This is a genomic window from Bacillus sp. FJAT-49736 (assembly GCF_018343615.1).
In the GTDB taxonomy this organism is placed as follows: Bacteria; Bacillota; Bacilli; order Bacillales; family Bacillaceae_C; genus Margalitia.
Genome location: NZ_JAGYPI010000001.1, coordinates 1,804,193 through 1,822,544, shown reverse-complemented (window position 1 = coordinate 1,822,544; position 18,352 = coordinate 1,804,193). Strand labels below are relative to the sequence as shown.

The following is an 18,352-nucleotide window of genomic DNA, read 5'->3' as shown; positions in this document are numbered from 1 at the left end:
TCCCTTCACTGCCAATCCTAACTTAATTGTAAAATGATTTTTTGCACTTCCGAAATAGATAATGCCGACTGTTTTGAGATTTGTTCCACACTAAGTCCTTGCTTATATAGTGCAATAACCTGATTTTTTAAAATGGCATTTATTTTACTTTTCGGCGCTGAAATAGCTTGAGCTTGCATCGAAGGCGAGTCAATCAACAGCTCTTCCTCTAAAACCTTCATTCGCTTCTTCAATTGATAGGTTTCCTGATAAAGATTCATAGATAATTCTTCAACGTCTTTTTCGATAGAAGCCGAGCGATCTTTTTGAAAAAAAGAGATAATAAATAATAAGACAGATAATATTAATAAAAGAAAGATTAAAGAGTTCAAAATCTCATTCCCCCTTATGTACTATTTAATGTTATATCATAAAGGAAACCTTATAGCTACCATCATGGGAATAATGTTTTACATAATGATGATAAAATCGGACTAGCATTTCCTAAAAAAAAATGATATTATAGAAAAGTCGTATGAATAGTGAAGAATGCAATGAAGTTTGGAGGGAAAGACATGCGTGTAAATATTACATTAGCTTGCACTGATTGCGGTGAGCGTAACTATATTTCAACAAAAAATAAACGTAACAATCCAGACCGTATTGAGCTTAAAAAATACTGTCCAAGAGAAAAACGTACAACTGTACACCGTGAAACAAAGTAAGCAGTGGGATATTTCCTACTGCTTTTCTCATTTTACGATGAAAGCTGGGATGTTAAGTTGGGAAGAAAAAGAGAAATTAGAAAGCATATTATTAGTGATTTAAAAAAGTTAGATAAATGTACATATGAAGACTATTCTTTTAAGATTGCCAAAAACCTCTACCAGCTCCCTATTTGGAAGGAAGCAGGTACCATCGCTCTCACCATTTCACGTCCTCCAGAAGTGGATACATGGCAAATCATTCGAAATGGATGGCTGCAAGGAAAAAAAATAGTAGTACCGAAATGCTTCCCTGAAACAAAGCAAATGTCGTTTAAGCAAATAACATCTTTTACGCAATTAGAACAGGTATATTTTGGGCTATTTGAGCCAATAGAAAACGAAATGCCAATATCCAATCCACAGGAAATAGATCTAATGATCGTTCCTGGAGTAGCTTTCGATAAGCATGGATACCGAATTGGTTTTGGTGGCGGCTACTATGATCGTTATTTACAGCATTTTAAAGGGAATACAATATCACTTGCGTTTTCTGTGCAGCTATATCATGACATACCTATAGAAAATCACGACATTCCGGTACAAGCCATTTTAACGGAACAAGATTTTTATCATTGTAAAGGATAAATTCCTCTCCATTACCACATAATAAAATAAAAGGTTATGGAGGGATTATTGATGGGATTTATAATGAAATGGGTTGTTCCCTTTCTCGTCATTGCAGGAATATTTAAATATCGATATAAAATCTTGAATATTGCCTTTGGCAGCTATTGGCTAAGGAAGGTAGCGGTTCAATTGGCCATGAGTATTCCTTGGCTACGTACTCGATTTATGCAAAGCACATTTCGATAAGAATATAAATAGTGATGGATCACCTGTAAAGCACGTGTATTGCTTTACAGGTGGTCTATTTTTTCGTTATAGTAAATATTAATCAGATAAAATAGTAAATTTTGCACTATAAAGGCGGGGAAAAGATTGAGCGGTACGCAGGACTTTTTGTTTTGGAGGCTAGCTTATTTTTTTATCGTTGAAAAAAAGTATCGTCTCATTCAAATTAGTGAAGATTATCAGGAAATTTGGCTGGAGGATACATCAAACAAGCATGCTCAAATTATTAGGATGCTGAGATATGATCTGGATTGGGGAAATTGGTTAAAACGTGATGCTGAGCATACTTGTATCCAAGCGGAAAAACTTCGCAAACATTTCATGAAGAGAAGCTTAAATGTATTGAATATATATGTAAGTACATATGCCCCAGTAGATGATTATGAAGCAACAATTAAACATCCTTTAGGAATTAATAAAGGAAAGACTATCGTCCATAATAGACTGATTGAAAGTACAAATGTGGAGGATGGAATTCAACAAGTCAGCAGCTTTATGCAGGATTCTATATCCATTTCACTGAAGGAACAGTATGATGAAGCGGATGTAGATTATCTTAGGAATACCGTATTAACAAATGCGGTCTCGCAAACGCAAGAAGAACAACAAATTTTTAATAATGGTAAGCCGTTTTTTACCTATATTTTACTAGGAATTCAAATAATTATCTTTTTGATATTAGAATTAATGGGAGGAAGCTCCAATACGCAAAACTTAATACGTTTTGGAGCAAAGTCAAATCTGCTCATAATTGAAGGACAATGGTGGCGCTTTATTACCCCTATTTTTCTTCATATTGGCCTGCTTCATTTATTAATGAATTCATTAGCACTTTACTATTTAGGTACTGCTATTGAACGAATATACGGAAGGGTTCGCTTTTTAATCATTTATTTAATTGCCGGTTTTACAGGTACGCTTGCAAGTTTTCTCTTTAGCAGTAGTGTTTCCGCTGGTGCTAGTGGTGCTATTTTTGGCTGTTTCGGTGCATTGCTATATTTAGGTGCCGTATATCCAAAGCTCTTTTTTAGAACAATGGGCACAAATGTAATCATAGTGATCATTATTAATCTTATTTTTGGTTATTCCGTTTCGGGCGTAGATAATTTTGGACATATTGGCGGATTAATTGGCGGTTTCTTAGCTGCCGCGATTGTCCATTTCCCAAAGAAAAAACGAGTGGCTGTACAACTAGGTTCATTCCTATTGACACTAGTCCTTTCTGCAGGATTTATATATATGGGATTCCACGGAGGAAGCTATTCAACACCGAATGTGATAAATACGCTTTCACAGAAAAAAATAAGTGATGGAGAATATGGTTCCGCTTACAAGCTTCTAAATGATTATGTTTCAAAAGGGAAAGGAAATGCAAGTACCTATTTTCAGCTTTCATACTCTGAAGTTCATTTAAAGAAGTATCAAGAAGCTAAAGAGCATCTCCTTACAGCAGTAAAAATGGAACCTAACTTTGCAGAAGCTCATTTTAATTTAGCATTGCTATATTTAGATGAAGGAAATAAAGAAGCTGCAAGGAAGGAAGCTCAAAAGGCAGTTGAACTAACGGATAATGAAAAATTTAAAAATTTTCTTGATCAATTAAACCAAAGTGAATAGGATCCGAAGCAAAAAGAAAAAGCTGGTGAATGAATGAAAACGGTATATGATGTACAACAACTATTAAAAAAATTTGGGATCATTATTTATGTTGGAAATAGGCTTGCTGATCTTGAATTAATGGAAATGGAAATATTGGAATTATATAAAACACAGCTTATTCCAAAAGACATATTTTCGAATGCTCTATTATTATTAAGGATGGAAATAGAAAAAGAAAAAACACGAGGGAAGAGGGAGTAGTATGTCCAATAAATGGATCGTTGGTGTCGATTTAGGGGGAACAAGTGTCAAGCTTGCTTTTGTTCAAGAAGACGGGGAGATTCTGCATAAGTGGGAAATTCCAACCGACAAATCGGAGCAGGGCATAAATATTTTATCCGATATAAACGAGTCGATTAATGAAAAGCTCATGTCCCTTGGCGAAACAAAAGACAAATTAATTGGTATAGGAATGGGAGCACCTGGGGCTGTTGATAAAGAAAAAGGAATTATATATGAGGCGGTTAATCTCGGATGGCCCAAGAACTATCCAATTGTAGAAATCTTAAGTGATTTAAGCAATCTTCCGGTCGAAATAGATAATGACGCAAATTGTGCTGCGTTAGGTGAAATGTGGAAAGGTGCAGGTAATGGTGCAAGAGATATTGTCTGTATTACTTTAGGAACAGGAGTAGGCGGAGGTGTTATTGTTAACGGAAGCATTGTTCAAGGTGTAAAAGGTGCTGCAGGTGAGATAGGACATATTACTATTATTCCTGATGGTGGAGCACCTTGTAATTGTGGGAAAACAGGTTGTCTGGAAACAATAGCATCTGCCACAGGTATTGCAAGAATTGCAAAAGAAGCATTGGAAAAGCATAACGGAGATTCAGCATTAAAGGCTCTATACCTAAAGAAAGGATCAATTGAAGCGAAGGATGTATTTGAAAGTGCGAGTCATGGTGATTCATTATCTGCAAGTATTATCGATCATGTAACTCTCCCATTAGGACTTGTCCTAGCTAATATCGGGAATGTCTTAAACCCTAAAAAGATTGTTATTGGAGGGGGAGTTTCCAGAGCGGGGGATTTACTTTTAAACCCGTTGCAAAGATATTTCACACAATTTGCATATTCTGCTGTAGCAGCCTCTACCGAACTAGTAATAGCAACCTTAGGAAATGATGCTGGAATTCTGGGAGCCGCATGGTTGGCACAAAATAAATAAATATTTCACTACTTTTTATGGCCGTATTGTTGGTATGAAATGCTTATAAATGCCCACTATATAAATATTACTTTTGAAATAATTTTCTTACAGTGGTTCGTCACTGTAAGATGGGGGTTTCGATTTTAATGTTTAGAGACAGACGGGAGAGCATTTCCTTGCCGATTATTGCGGTCTTTTTTCTTTGGATAAAAACATATATCGTCTATAGGACCAACTTTCATTTGAAAATAGAGAACTTATTGCAAGAGGCTATATTACTCATCAATCCGCTCGGAATTCTACTTGTTGTATTTGGAGTTTGTTTGTTTATTAAATTGGAAAATAGACGCAACAAATATATAATTTTTATCAGCTTTGTCGTTTCCTTGATTTTATACGCCAATATTATGTTCTTTCGTTTTTTTAATGATTTTATTACGATACCGCTTTTATTTCAAACGAGCAATTTTACCGATTTAACAGATAGTGTGTACACGGAAATAAAGTGGTGGGATATTATCTTTTTTATGGATCCACTGCTTTTGTTATATTTTTATAAAAAAAATATATTAGTTTATCCTGCATTGTACAGACTTAAAAACTATCGTTACATTTATTTTTCCATTGCCTTCGGTATGATTGTCATCAATCTTTGCTTAGCTGAAGTGGCGCGGCCACAGATCTTAACTAGAACCTTTGATAGAAAACTCCTTGTTCAATTTTTAGGTGCCTACAACTATCAATTATATGATCTCTTTCTTCAGTCGAAATCATCAGCTCAGAAAGTCTGGGCAGATGGTAATAAATTAATCGAAATCCAACATCATGTAAAGTCAAATTATGCTCGTCCAAATGAGAATTTTTTTGGCTTAGCTAAAGGAAGAAATCTCATTCTTATTTCATTGGAATCAACCCAAAGCTTTGTCATTGATTCCAAAGTAAATGGCCAAGAGGTCACGCCATTTTTAAATAAGTTTATTCAAAATAGCTTTTATTTCCCTAATATTTATCATCAAACAGGTCAAGGAAAAACTTCAGATGCCGAGTTTATCGTTGAAAATTCCCTTTATCCATTAAATCGTGGTGCTGTATTTTTTACTCATACCGGCAATACCTATTATTCAATGGCAAGAAAACTGCAGGATGCCGGTTATTTTACAGCTGCAATGCATGCAAATAATAAGAGCTTTTGGAATCGGAATATTATGTATAAATCCTTTGGTTATCAAAAATTTTTTTCATCTAGCTCTTATAAAGTAATGGAATATAATTCCGTTGGATGGGGATTAAAGGATATTCCATTTTTTGAGCAATCTGTTGAATTGATGAAGCAAATTCCGCAGCCTTTTTACGTGAAAATGGTTACCTTAACAAACCATCACCCTTTTAGACTTATGGAAGAGGATAAATTAATAGAGGAATATCAATCAGAAGATCCTATAGTCAATCGTTATTTTACTACTGTAAGATATGAGGATGAGGCGATTAAGAAATTTATAGAAAAATTAAAGGCTAATGGTTTGTATAAGCAATCTATTATTGTATTTTATGGAGATCATCACGGAATTTCAGATAATCATACTGCTGCAATGAGCCAATACTTTGGTAAAAAATTAACTCCTTTTGACACCTTTAATTTACAAAAGGTTCCTTTTATCATCCATATTCCAGGAGTGACAGACAAGCATAAAGCCAGGAGTATTTTGACTATTGGTGGTCAAATAAATATAAGACCAACTTTGCTTCACTTATTGGGATTAAGTACAAAAAATGATGTTCAATTCGGCCAAGATTTATTTTCTGCTGCTTATAAGCCATTCGTCATATTTAGGGATGGAAAATTTGTTACTAATGATCATATATGGACAGGCAATGATTGTTATGTAAGAAATACTGGAAACGTAACAGACCTTCAATTTTGTAAGCCTTTTATCGGAAAAGAATCGAAAGAGTTTATGTTCTCAGATAAAGTAATTTATGGGGATCTTCTAAGGTTTTACATACCACACAAATAGTATAGGTTTTTCAATTTGTAATATATTTTTTATATTTTCGAAACAATTTTAATATTTCTGGGGTATTATAATATAATGAAAATAGATAAGGAAGCTAAAGGATACATTGGAAAGGAGAGGTGAAAAAGGATGAAAATAAAAAAAGTAAACTCTCTATATATCCTTTTACTTCTCCTAATCTTCATATTTTTGCTCGCGGCTTGTTCACATCGGGAAAATCCTTCGGAACCACCAAAAGCAAAGACTATTCCTTCCTTGTTTGATCAAGCAAAGCCTTTAACCTTAAAGCAAGATACCTTTCAAAAAATAGTTGGCTGGCTAGATAACACATCTATTGTGTATATGGCAGAGGAAAATAATCAATCGATTATTTGTAAGTATAATCTTTTGGATGGAAATCAAAGTATATTATTTTCTTCCGGAAATCCTATAAAAAATGTTGTTATCAGTCCTGATAAAAAGAATCTATTAATTCATTCAGCATCGTTAACCTACTCAGCAGCATTAAGCATTATTGATACGGAAGGTAAGATTATTGTAAACAGAAAGGTACCATCTTACGATTTAAGCTTTCATTGGAACAGAGAAAATCCCGACCTTATCTTAACTACGGTCTTTTATGAAGATTGGAGTTATCGGGTAAATATTTTAAATGTTAAGGATGGATCCTTTCATCCATACGATTTTAATGATCCATTTGTAAAATGGTTTAGAGAAAATGATATTGTTTTGCAGAATTGGAAAGATAATGAGATGCACTTCTTTGCTCCATTATGGTCATATTCCTCACCATATACCAATAAGGGAAGAGAGCTTTTCCAAAATATTTATCAATTTGATTCCTTCCAACCGTATTTAATGACCATAACGATTCCGGAAAAGGATAGGGAATCTGCGATGTATCATTTTTATAATGATACATTAGAGGAAATGTTTTCATTTCGGGTACCACATCTTAGACAATATGATAATTGGCTTGTTCCATACTATGATTTCAGTCATCATGAATTTCTTACATTTGTTCCACACGGGAATGGTTCAGCAGATGAGTATAATGGCAATTTTCAATTGGTAAGATATGATATTCAAGAAAAGGATAAAACGATTATTGCGGATTCATTGAAAAACGAACCCATTCTCTTCTCCCCTGACAGGACTTTATGTCTATATGGATATCAGTTAAATCAACTAATAGACCTAAAAACAGGTAAGAAGAAAAAAATAGTTGAATATGAAAAAAAGAGCCAATAGGCTCTTTTTAAAATTATACAGTTGCAGGATATCCTGAGTGGATTACCGTCATAACAGTAAAAAATCCAAATACTAAAAATGCGATTAATGCCCAGATAAACCCTAGTGGATTTCTATTTTTGATGGTTTTAAATACTGCGAATAATGCTAGTAATGTTACAAGAGCAAAGATAATAACAGTACCCATATATCATTAACCCCTTTCTTATGAATCTTATGTAAAGAATAATGGCACTCTATATTATATTACATTTTCTCATAAATTTTGTCGAGGCGAAAAAGTGAAAGTTCTTTGTCATAGTTTACCCGAATACCTATATCTCATGATATAAAATATTAGCAGATTTTTCTTTTTCCATTATAATGTTAGAATGTACGAAAGAAGTGGAGGTTGACAGTAATGGAATGGAAGCAAATACCTCTTGGTCTTTTACAGACAAATTGTTATGTGCTGTATAATCAAGAGAAAGATTGTATTATTTTTGATCCAGGTGCGGAGGGAGATAAGCTTATTGCTACTTTAGAGAATGAGAAACTTCATCCGTTGGCAATTTTATTAACACATGCTCATTTTGATCATATAGGGGCAGTGGATGAAGTAAAAAAGCATTTTGATATTCCAGTCTATATTCATGAAGAAGAAGCTAGCTGGTTAACAGATCCGTCTTTAAATGGTTCGCAGCTCTTTTTAAATGGACGAGCCATTGTAGCTTCACCTGCCGATCATTTAATCAAAGCAGAAGGAACCTTGGCAATCGGAGGATTTACCTTCAATATATTAGAAACACCGGGACATTCACCCGGAAGCATTTCTTTTTACGTAAAAGAATTAAAGACCATATTTGCCGGAGATACCTTATTTCAAGGAAGTATTGGCAGAACTGATTTACCTTGGGGTAATCATGAACAACTAATGGAAAGTATCCGTGAGAAATTATTAACTTTACCAAGAGAAACGGCGGTACTTCCTGGTCATGGCTCTATTACTTCAATAGAAGATGAAATAAGATCGAATCCTTTTCTGAATAATTATTAAAAAAAGACTCTGTAATAAGAGTCTTTTTTTAATAATTATTCTGCACCTGGTACTAATAAGAAAGTCGTATAGTATGTAAATCCAGCAAAAAATACGGTTAAATATGCACCAAAAATATACATATACATACGCTCTGATAATTTTAAATAACTTAATAAGACAAAGAATCCTGTTTGTGCAAGGAATAATAATGCTGTTTTATCCAATCCTAGAAGATAAAACATTACTGTAAACATTGCAGTCCAAAAACCTAATACTCTGTACATGCGATCCATATGTATCCCTCCTTTGTACCATGTATCCATCAATTTATAATTATAAAGGAAAAATATATATATTGTAAATACACCAAAACTTTTGTTTGTGACATTTACGTGATAAAAATACTGCTGATGAAACGGTTTGGCAGAAATTATTTAATATCAGTATTTGTTTTCATTCCTGTTTTATACTTCAATCCTACAAACTTTTTTCCTCTTCTGTCTCAGTAAAATATATATGTTTCTCCGGTTTAAACATAAATAAATTTATTAATACAGCAGTTAAAAAATTGAGAAAGGATATTGTCACAATAACATTTCGAAGAGAGAGGATATCACCTAAAAAGCCGATAAATAAAAGAAAAATGATTTGGGCAGCATTTTGCAATACCCCTAATACACTCGATACTCTTCCCATTATCTCAATAGGTATATTATTTTGGTAAAATGTATTAAATCCAGTGCCAGAAAAAGCATTAAAAAACCCTAATATAGAAAATCCAATAACTGCTGACATAAAACTATGGGAAAGAGAAAAGATAATATAACCAACGGACATAAGGGTGATCCCAATACCGATTAATTGTTTGATACTAATTCGATTAGATAAAAATGAGATATACATGGATCCAAGTAAATACCCAATTCCGGTAATACTTACGAGCAAACTGAATTGAGTCGCACTCAGCCCAATCACTTTTTGGGTGAAAACAACCTCTTGTGAGTCCATCGCAAAAGTAAAGATAATCGTTACAATATACAAGCTATAGAGAATAAATACATAGGCTTGTTTTTGATATTGACCTATTACTTCTTTCCAATCCAGAATAAAGGTTTTCCATGTTCCCTTTTTTGGCGCATTTTGTGATTGTAAATCCTTGTCTAAGTCTGGCATTAAAAATAGGACAATAGCAGAGACAGCAAAGCTGATAGCGTTAATATAAATCGCTACATCCACCGAACTCAATAAGAATAGAGCACCTGCTATAGATGGTCCAACTACGAACGCGCCAGATCTTACAAGACTATTGATGGAATTAAATTTTTTGCGCTGATGATGGGGAATTAATTTTGTTATGTAAGTTGTGGAGGCAGGGGTGAAAAAAGCTTTTGCAAGGCTTATGATAACAAGCATCATATAAATGGACCATATGGATGATAATAATGGAATGATGGCGACTGATATGGCCCGTACGATATCGGTCAAAATCAATATGTTTCGTTTATTTCCTCTGTCAATAAAACCTCCAGACCAAAAATTTGTCAGGATCGCAACAATTGGTCCAATAATCCAAAGACCGGCAACTGCAGCAGCAGAATGTGTCATATCCAAAATAAGCAAATTGATGGCAATTAGATAGACAAAATCACCTAGCCCTGATACCCCTATGCCAATTAAAAGTAAGGTTGGGAGCTTCCATTTCTCTAAAAATCCTTTTTTCTTGTGTGTCAAATGCATTCCACCTTTCTTTAAAAGAGAACATTATTCTCAATTATTTGAATATTGCTTAGTGGAATTATAACATAAGCCTTTTTTTTCATTATAAAAAAATATGAACATGCTGTGACAATGGGGATATATCCTTTTCTTCGAAGGAATTTTCATCATAAGGGCGAATATATAACATTACAAGTATTCCTTCATTAATAACCAAGGCAAAAGGAGGGGGAAGGATGGATCTTGAAAAAATAATAACTAGCTTAGAAAATCGAACACCAACTATTGCGGATATGCAAAACTTCACGAAATTTGCAGTATTAATCCCACTAATAAAAATAGAGGATGAACTACATATATTATTTGAGGTACGCGCCTTAAGTTTAAGAAGACAACCAGGTGAAATTTGCCTTCCCGGAGGAAAAATGGATGAGGAAGATGAAAATGAACAAGTCACAGCTGTACGTGAAACAGTAGAGGAATTGGGTATTCCTCAAGAACTAATTTCTATTGTTGCTCCATTGGATTTTAATATTTCACCATATGGAACAATTATCTATCCATTTGTGGGGTATCTATCCAAGCCTGAACTCATTAAACCAAATCCTTCTGAAGTGGAAAAGGTGTTTACCGTTCCGCTTTCCTTTTTCATGATGAATCCTCCTGATTGTTTTAAAGTAAATTTCCATGCAGAACCGGAAGAAAGCTTTCCTTACAGCCTTATTCATGGCGGAGAAAAATATAAATGGCAGCCAAGGAAATTGAATGAGTATTTTTATTATTATGAGGAGTTTGTCATCTGGGGTCTTACTGCAAAATTAATCAAACAATTTGTCGAGCATCTGCAAAAATGAAAAGGAAGTCCCATATGGCGCCAGGCACCCGGGACTTCCTTGATTAAATTAGCCAGTTTGGCTTTCTCGTGAACATATTTTTTCATAGAACATTTTCATCGCTTCTTGACGGTAGCTGACATAGTCAAACTGTCTTTCCAAAAGCTCTTTTCCATTTATAAAATGCTCCATTCCATCAATGAGTCCTTTAATGGAGTTTTCCACTATTAACCCATGTCCGCCTTCAATGACACTTCTGGAACCTGGAATATCCGTTACAATTACTGGTTTACCAAGTGTTAACGCTTCAAGCAGAACCATTGGCTGCCCTTCATGGTTAGAGGATAGCACGAAACAATCACATTTATGAAGCAGGGCATATGGATTGCTGATTTGACCTGTGAAAGTAACTTTTTCCTCTAATTTTAGATTTTTTACTAATTCCAATAAGGATGTCTTTAAATCACCATCACCGACAATAAAGAGCTTTGCTTTTGGGTGATTTGCTGCTATATGAGAAAATGCAGCAATTAATTTTGCATGATCCTTTTCCGGACTTAGTCTGCCAATATTGATGAAATTGATATCATTTTCATCTGGCATTTGATATCCAGTTAGCTCTAAATGATTATGATTGTCGTTATGAACGGATAGCATATAGTTTTTATCCTTAAACTTTATTACAAATTCCTCGGAAAATTCCTCTTTTTGTGTGAGGATCTGTTCGTAATCAATGTTATTAATAACGTATTTCATACGATCCTCTATATTCTTAACAACTTTCTGTAAGCTCTTTTTATTTTGTTCATTAGTTAATTTAGATACAGAAACTACATTATCGAAAAAATTATATAAGGAAAAAATTACTTTCAAATTCTGGCGATGCGGATATTTATTATTCACCTTCTTATTGATTTCTTGTCCCATATCATTATGCAAATAAATGCTTTTCTTTTTGAAATCGCCAAAAGCTATTATAGATGCCCAAAATGGACTGTATCCGCTGAAATCTATTCCAATATCATAGGACGTGTTGCCGATAATTCTCTCTAGTTCTCTTTTGTACATTTTAATGGGGACGATTCTCTGCATCGTAGCAGTATATATCCCTCTTCGAAGGATTAAGGCATGGCGGTACCATTCAAGAAGAGTGGCGTTCCAAGTGCCCATTCTATGAATAAAGTGAATATTTTTGTTTAGCTTTTCAATGTTTTTCCATTTTTCTGGCTTGTTATTATCAGAGAAATCCATAATGGTTACATCATAATGATCATAATCAATCGCATTTAATAAGTTAATAACAGAGGAGGTAATGCCATTATTTAAAAAACCTCCTCCATAGATAAGAATTTTTGTTTTATTGGAGAGTGTTTGCATAAGGTTATCAGATTGTTTTCCCTCTAGTACTGTTTCTACAAAGCGTGCTGTCGCTTTTCCATCATCATGGTAGCAAAATTCCTCTAAAAATTCTTCATACTTAATACGAAATCGGTCTTTGATAAGCTTAATATGATTAATGGAATCTGCCACTTCGGCTAAATGATGACATAATGGCCCTGGTAATTGGTCCATCGGGATATAGGTTCCACGTTCTCTTTGATATTGCTCCTCATCATAGGCATAGAAGATAATCGGCTTTTTCGATGGAAGAAAATCAAAGAAAATACTAGAGTAATCCGTTATTAAAATATCCACAATAGATAATACTTCGTTCGTATCAAGCTTATTCGGAACACATAGATCTGCCAGTCCTTGCTCCTCAAAAAATTTGTAAGCATAATAATGCGACTTTAATAAAATGATATACTCATCACTAATGTGCTCCTTTAGAAGATTCATATCCTTGAGCAGCTTCTCGCTCTCGTCTTTTTCACTGCCCAACTTTCCTCTCCATGTCGGCGCATATAGAATTACTTTTTTTTCACTTGGAACGGATAATATATTCCTCATTTCCTCCTTATTTGCATGTACCATTAAATCTACACGCGGATATCCAGAATCTAATATTTTTCCATTAAAGATACTATAGACATCATGAGAATGCAGAAGCTTTTCCGCTGTAAATTTATTTGGATTAACCATAAAATCTGTGAAAAGAAAATTCCGTTGAATATTTTTGTGATCGGTATATCCTCTATTTTTAATATGTATTCCCATCGTCTTTAAGGGTGTTCCATGCCAGATATTAGCATATATTTGGTCTTTTCTTTTCTGAAAATAGTAAGGAAACGTAGTATCATTAATTAAATACTTAGCAGTTGCAAGATAAATTATATATTGATTGCTTTCTTTTCGAACAAATTTAACATTGCGAATATGCTTATACTTTTCGTGAATAACTGTATCATCTTGAACAACCCATACATGAACATAATCCTTATATTTCTCGTTATTGATTAAGTATTTAAATACTGCATATGGGTTTCCTGTCATACTTTGACCATGGTAGGACTCATATAAAATGGTTTTCTCCTTAAGCGGCTTTTTCTCTAGGTATTTTGTATATAGAACTCTTCTTCGAAATCCGCCATCAAAAGCATATTTTTTAATCGGACTAAATACAAACTTCACTTTCCTTATTAGTACTGCTTTTTTCACTTCATCTTCTCCTCCATAATTCAAAACATCAACCTTTGAAAAATCTGACAAATTAACCCCGAAAAACTTGGCAATATTAGTATGTCCGTTTACAATAAAAGTAAAATTATTTTTTGGGGAAAGTTTCAAAAAACTAATGGAGGCTATCATCTTTGCGAAATAGAGGATCCGCAGTTCTTATTGATAAGGAAAAGGGAAGAATTGGGCTTATCAAACGGAATAAGGAAAACATCATATATTATGTTTTTCCCGGTGGAGGTATAGAAGATGGAGAAACGCCGGAAGATGCGACAGTAAGAGAGGGTTTTGAAGAGTTAGGTGTTACGATTGAAATAAAGGAATTAATTGTAAGCATAAAACACAATGGTACACAATATTTCTATTTGGCAGAAATAATAGAAGGCGAATTTGGAACAGGCACTGCAGGAGAATTCACGGATCCAAATCGGAATAGAGGGACATATGAACCGATTTGGTGAGTATTGATGAGTGTGCATTATTAGATATTAGACCAAGGGAAATGTTAGACATTATTAGAGGAAGCTTTTTTAATTAGCATAAAATTAGATGACCAAATCGAAAAATCGATTTGGTCTATTTATTAGTATTGGAAAATTAATTGGGCATAAATTCTGTGAGGTAGTGAGTTTTGTATTCTTCTAGGTTTGGAGGACACACGTTCCGCTGTATGTGAAAAAATACGATAAAACGTTATGTTTGCGGACATACGTTCCTTATTTTGCGAAAAAACAGTGATTTTCCTATATATTTTCTATATAACGGAACTTGAGTCCACTTTATGATAAATTTGATATTCATTAGGAACCAATTTTTAAGTTTTTGCAAATCTCATTGGAGCTTTGGAAATCGTTGTGAAGCATTAGAGGAAATAACTGGTTATAGTGTTTCCCTTGATTTAGAGTGGAGGGAAGGAGAGGATCCCTATTCAGAAAGACGAATGCAGACAAGGCTATACATGGCTCAAAAGTGGAAACAGTATATAGAGGTTATTTATTCGTTTTAGCAGGATTTTTCCGGAATAGTAATGAAATTAACAAGTATAGGAAATAGTTACTATTTTAAAAAAGGATGATCAGAATGTATCAAGAGATATTTCAAGAAATCGTTTCCATTACTCAGCATGATTATTCCGGTTGTGAAGATAAAAAAGGTTGGGATAATCCGGACGTTTATGCAAAAGAAATTGAGAGCTTGGAAGTTAAAAATGAATTAACACCTACCCAATTTGTAAAAATAGTTCAGGACTATTTGCTCGATTTCAAAGATCATCATATGTCTTTTAGACACATAACAAATGAAAATCAAAAACAATATGACTCAGGGTTTAAAGTAAGAAGATATAATGACCGTTTATATATTACAGCAGTTAGTAATGAAACAAGATTGGAAAAAGGATTTTCAATCGTATCACTTGAGAATAAGAGTATTCCGGAATTGTTGGAAATACATAAAAGAAGATTAGGAGAAAATAATCAAGAAAGAGAGAACTGGGATAAGATCATTCGTGAATACTCATTTTGTGAGGTGGAGAATCTTAGTGGAGCAAAAAGTATGATGGAGTTAAATCAATATGAAAGTTCTAAATATATTCCGCAATATTCCTTGAAAAGTTTAGATAAAAATATTCAATTAATGACTTTAACCGATTTTGATAATCCGGATGCAATAAATCGACTAGTCGAGTCCCATAAAGAAAAATTAGATCATTGTAAGGATTTAATTATAGACGTAAGAGTTAATTATGGAGGAAGCGATTCGGCTTACTATCCATTATTGCCATACATTTTCCCGGAACAGGTAACTAATCTTAATGAAGACGGAGAAATTATGCTAACTAATTGTTCGGATCGAAATTATGAATTAAGAGTAAAATCTTTCCGAAATTCTCTTAAAGACATTCAAGATGAAGGTACTATCAAAGTGATAAATATCCTTTTACGTGAATGGGAGAAAAATAAAGGCAAAGGCTTTGTAGAATTTGATTTTTCCGAGTTAGAGGAAGATGAACTAATCGAAGGAAGAAGGAGTCCAGAGAGAGTAATAGTATTAGCTGATGTGACTTGTGGTAGCTCAGGGGACTCGTTTGTAGAAACTTGTAAAATGTCAAATAAAGTAACCGTAATTGGCAGAGCGACAGCAGGATTAAATGACTATTCAAATTTAGCTGTTATGAGCTGGGATGGCTTATTTGAATTATGGTATCCAACCTCCAGACTTTCTAGAATTGATGAGGGAAGAGGTATGACCGAGGTTGGTGTTATTCCACATGTGCATATTCCATGGACACCAAATCATATTTTTGAAGATATCGATTTGAACGTGGCGATTGATATGTTAAAAAACAACAGCTATAGATAAAAGTGAATGACGACGAGGTAGATGAAATGAATCTAAAGAATCAACTTTTGAAGTTAAAGGAATTATCAGTTGAAGAAATATCTAATATAAATCTAGAAGTACTAACGGAACAAATGTTGGAGAATATTGGAGACGTGAATCCTGAATTAAGAGACCACTTGATATATTCAACATTTTGCAGATTTATAGGAAATAAATTGATTGATTATACACGAATGGAAAATATATTAGAAACCTGTATAAGTTCAGAATATCTATTTTATAAAATAGGTGAGGAGAAGTCGGATTCTGTTTTTACTCGATCATTTTCTGCACTTTGTGCTCAGCTAGTATTACATTTAGATATAAAGGAAAAGTTCCTTCCAAGTTCGCTTGCAGATCAAGCTATTCAGTGTAGTTTTCATTATTTACTGCAAGAGAAGGATGTCCGGGGGTATGTAGAGGACAAGGGGTGGGCGCATAGTATTGCTCATGGAGCCGATCTGGTAACAACCGCTATCTTACATCCAGCTTTTCAGTCAGCTTATATACCGGATGCATTACAAGCAATTCTCTCTTGCCTATTGAAAAACGGTGTGTACACAGATGATGAAGATGAGAGATTGATATTCGCTATCGAAGCATTATTGGATAATGGAATGAGCGATGAAATATTGGGAAATTGGGTGGGTTCTGTCAGCGATAATTTGCATGAAGTATTTAAAAAAGAAGGGTTTTCATTCCATTTTTATAGGATAAAAACCAATATCATGAATTTCCTAAAATCTTTATATTTTCGATTAGGGTATATCGAATATGGGGAAATTTCCCGGGGAGAAATTCAAAGTGTCCTAAAAAAATGGCATGATGCTGTATATAAGAGATAAAGGGGGAGCGAATAGTGGAAATAATGAAACGGCCAAAATTAAACATTCCTAGATCAAAGATAGAAATTATATTAGATATCTTTTGTTTACTATTGATAATCGGAAATATTGTTTATTTAATGTTCGAATACCCATCATTATCAAGCAGAATCCCTATTCATTTTAATGGAGACGTGCCGGACGGGTGGGGGAATAAAGGTATGCTTTGGGTCCTTCCTGCAGTATCTATCGTAATCGCATTAGGGTTGACTATTCTTGAACGATTTCCTCATACTTTCAATTACTCGCATTTATCAGAAGTTAATATCGAAAAGCAATATAAGAATGCTAGACAAATGATGAATGTTTTCAAGGCAGAGAGCACATTATTATTTGTATATTATAGCTGGCAATGGATCCAATTGACTATGAAAAATAATGTAGGACTAGGTATTTGGGAAATTCCAATTATACTAGTTATTATAATTGGTACGATTGTGTTTTTTATTGTTCGTTCTGCTAGGATTAAATAACCATATCAAGCTCCTTATTTTATTTTGTGTGGTAACTTATTTTTTTCAGAAGTGATCCTTATCTTATTGTAAAAAAAATCAAAGCCGGTGAAATTTTACTCGTTGTAAAATTTCACCGGCTTTTTCATCTAAGAGGTGGGTTTTGTCCCAGCCTCTTGATTTGTATTATTTGTTTTAATCTGTCTTTTGCTATATTAACATGCAGGTAATTCACTAATCAAATAAGAATTATTGGGAATAAGAGCATCTTATCGTAAATTGAATATTGTAGAAAATGGCGATAATATAGAGAATTTTGTAGTTGATATTTAGGGATATTATGGTATTTTGATAATAAGAATAGGTAAATAGTTTTAAATAGGAAACGAGTTTTTTAGGGGGAAAATGTGGAAAATGGAAGAACGCAAACTTGATATAAAAATTCAACATTGGAAATCCCGACTCTTAGATATGACTAAAAGGAATCGATTGCTGAATTTTAAAACAAACAAATCTACTATTAAAATATCAAAAGATGTTAATGAAGTCTTTGATTTATTAAATAATGGAAAAGCTCTTATGGTAAGGTCGTTAGTTGATTTAGAACAAGAAGTAGATAAACAAAAGAAACCATCTGTTAGTGGATTTGAGTCAATATCTTGGACACAAAAAAGTTAAGTCTTTGTGATTATTAAGATGTAAGCTGTTTGTATCGTGCTAGTTTGACATGGAGCCTCTGCGGGTATGACTTTCCAGCCAATAAGCCAGCTTTCATAAA

At 33.8% G+C, this 18,352-nt stretch carries 19 protein-coding genes and 1 pseudogene; 15 read left to right on the top strand and 5 right to left on the bottom strand.

The window, feature by feature from the left end:
• Positions 1-17 precede the first annotated feature (17 nt).
• Positions 18-371 (bottom strand): hypothetical protein, encoded by a 354-nt coding sequence (locus tag KHA87_RS09615; protein ID WP_213093845.1) that lies wholly within the window; start codon positions 369-371, stop codon positions 18-20.
• Positions 372-554: 183 nt separating this feature from the next.
• Between KHA87_RS09615 and rpmG the strand changes: the two genes are divergently transcribed.
• The 8 genes from rpmG to KHA87_RS09575 all read left to right on the top strand — a co-directional run bounded on the left by rpmG (position 555) and on the right by KHA87_RS09575 (position 7,673).
• Positions 555-704: a 50S ribosomal protein L33 gene (rpmG, locus tag KHA87_RS09610; protein ID WP_213093844.1), complete on the top strand. Its 150-nt coding sequence runs from the start codon at positions 555-557 to the stop codon at positions 702-704.
• 57 nt (positions 705-761) lie between these two features.
• Complete coding sequence (locus KHA87_RS09605; RefSeq protein WP_213093843.1) at positions 762-1,331, top strand: 5-formyltetrahydrofolate cyclo-ligase; 570 nt, start codon at positions 762-764, stop codon at positions 1,329-1,331.
• Positions 1,332-1,382: 51 nt separating this feature from the next.
• The gene (locus KHA87_RS09600) at positions 1,383-1,559 is read left to right on the top strand and encodes a hypothetical protein (protein ID WP_213093842.1); all 177 of its coding nucleotides are present in this window, start codon (positions 1,383-1,385) and stop codon (positions 1,557-1,559) included.
• A 126-nt stretch (positions 1,560-1,685) separates the two neighbouring features.
• The gene (locus KHA87_RS09595) at positions 1,686-3,215 is read left to right on the top strand and encodes a rhomboid family protein (RefSeq protein ID WP_213093841.1); all 1,530 of its coding nucleotides are present in this window, start codon (positions 1,686-1,688) and stop codon (positions 3,213-3,215) included.
• A gap of 33 nt (positions 3,216-3,248) precedes the next feature.
• Entirely contained in the window at positions 3,249-3,458 is a 210-nt protein-coding gene (locus KHA87_RS09590; RefSeq protein ID WP_213093840.1) for a YqgQ family protein, read from the top strand.
• A gap of 1 nt (position 3,459) precedes the next feature.
• The gene (locus KHA87_RS09585; RefSeq protein WP_213093839.1) at positions 3,460-4,425 is read left to right on the top strand and encodes an ROK family glucokinase; all 966 of its coding nucleotides are present in this window, start codon (positions 3,460-3,462) and stop codon (positions 4,423-4,425) included.
• Between the two features lie 128 nt (positions 4,426-4,553).
• On the top strand, positions 4,554-6,422 hold the full coding sequence (locus KHA87_RS09580) for an LTA synthase family protein (RefSeq protein ID WP_213093838.1): 1,869 nt from the start codon (positions 4,554-4,556) through the stop codon (positions 6,420-6,422).
• Positions 6,423-6,551: 129 nt separating this feature from the next.
• Complete coding sequence (locus tag KHA87_RS09575) at positions 6,552-7,673, top strand: YqgU-like beta propeller domain-containing protein (RefSeq protein ID WP_213093837.1); 1,122 nt, start codon at positions 6,552-6,554, stop codon at positions 7,671-7,673.
• Between the two features lie 13 nt (positions 7,674-7,686).
• Here KHA87_RS09575 and KHA87_RS09570 read toward each other — a convergent pair whose 3' ends face one another.
• Positions 7,687-7,860, bottom strand: coding sequence for a DUF2759 domain-containing protein (locus KHA87_RS09570; RefSeq protein WP_213093836.1), 174 nt, complete (start codon positions 7,858-7,860; stop codon positions 7,687-7,689).
• Between the two features lie 213 nt (positions 7,861-8,073).
• Between KHA87_RS09570 and KHA87_RS09565 the strand changes: the two genes are divergently transcribed.
• Positions 8,074-8,709: an MBL fold metallo-hydrolase gene (locus KHA87_RS09565; RefSeq protein ID WP_213093835.1), complete on the top strand. Its 636-nt coding sequence runs from the start codon at positions 8,074-8,076 to the stop codon at positions 8,707-8,709.
• A 35-nt stretch (positions 8,710-8,744) separates the two neighbouring features.
• Here the strand turns inward: KHA87_RS09565 and KHA87_RS09560 are convergent, their stop codons facing one another.
• Positions 8,745-8,984: a DUF2626 domain-containing protein gene (locus tag KHA87_RS09560; protein WP_213093834.1), complete on the bottom strand. Its 240-nt coding sequence runs from the start codon at positions 8,982-8,984 to the stop codon at positions 8,745-8,747.
• A gap of 184 nt (positions 8,985-9,168) precedes the next feature.
• Complete coding sequence (locus KHA87_RS09555; protein WP_249310246.1) at positions 9,169-10,422, bottom strand: MFS transporter; 1,254 nt, start codon at positions 10,420-10,422, stop codon at positions 9,169-9,171.
• Positions 10,423-10,643: 221 nt separating this feature from the next.
• On the opposite strand from KHA87_RS09555, the gene KHA87_RS09550 reads away from it, so the two are divergent.
• The gene (locus KHA87_RS09550; RefSeq protein ID WP_213093832.1) at positions 10,644-11,261 is read left to right on the top strand and encodes an NUDIX hydrolase; all 618 of its coding nucleotides are present in this window, start codon (positions 10,644-10,646) and stop codon (positions 11,259-11,261) included.
• 48 nt (positions 11,262-11,309) lie between these two features.
• On the opposite strand, the gene KHA87_RS09545 is transcribed toward KHA87_RS09550, so the two are convergent.
• Positions 11,310-13,838: a CDP-glycerol glycerophosphotransferase family protein gene (locus KHA87_RS09545; RefSeq protein ID WP_213093831.1), complete on the bottom strand. Its 2,529-nt coding sequence runs from the start codon at positions 13,836-13,838 to the stop codon at positions 11,310-11,312.
• Between the two features lie 152 nt (positions 13,839-13,990).
• Here KHA87_RS09545 and KHA87_RS09540 point away from each other — a divergent pair.
• From KHA87_RS09540 to KHA87_RS09520, 5 genes and pseudogenes are all read left to right on the top strand, one after another.
• Positions 13,991-14,394 (top strand): annotated as a pseudogene (locus tag KHA87_RS09540) (NUDIX hydrolase).
• Between the two features lie 542 nt (positions 14,395-14,936).
• Positions 14,937-16,217: a S41 family peptidase gene (locus KHA87_RS09535; protein ID WP_213093830.1), complete on the top strand. Its 1,281-nt coding sequence runs from the start codon at positions 14,937-14,939 to the stop codon at positions 16,215-16,217.
• Between the two features lie 26 nt (positions 16,218-16,243).
• Complete coding sequence (locus KHA87_RS09530; RefSeq protein WP_213093829.1) at positions 16,244-17,083, top strand: DUF2785 domain-containing protein; 840 nt, start codon at positions 16,244-16,246, stop codon at positions 17,081-17,083.
• Positions 17,084-17,106: 23 nt separating this feature from the next.
• A complete protein-coding gene (locus tag KHA87_RS09525) occupies positions 17,107-17,595 on the top strand; it encodes a DUF1648 domain-containing protein (protein ID WP_249310348.1) in 489 nt (162 codons plus the stop codon).
• 393 nt (positions 17,596-17,988) lie between these two features.
• Positions 17,989-18,252 (top strand): DUF4011 domain-containing protein, encoded by a 264-nt coding sequence (locus KHA87_RS09520; protein WP_213093827.1) that lies wholly within the window; start codon positions 17,989-17,991, stop codon positions 18,250-18,252.
• Positions 18,253-18,352: the final 100 nt, after the last annotated feature.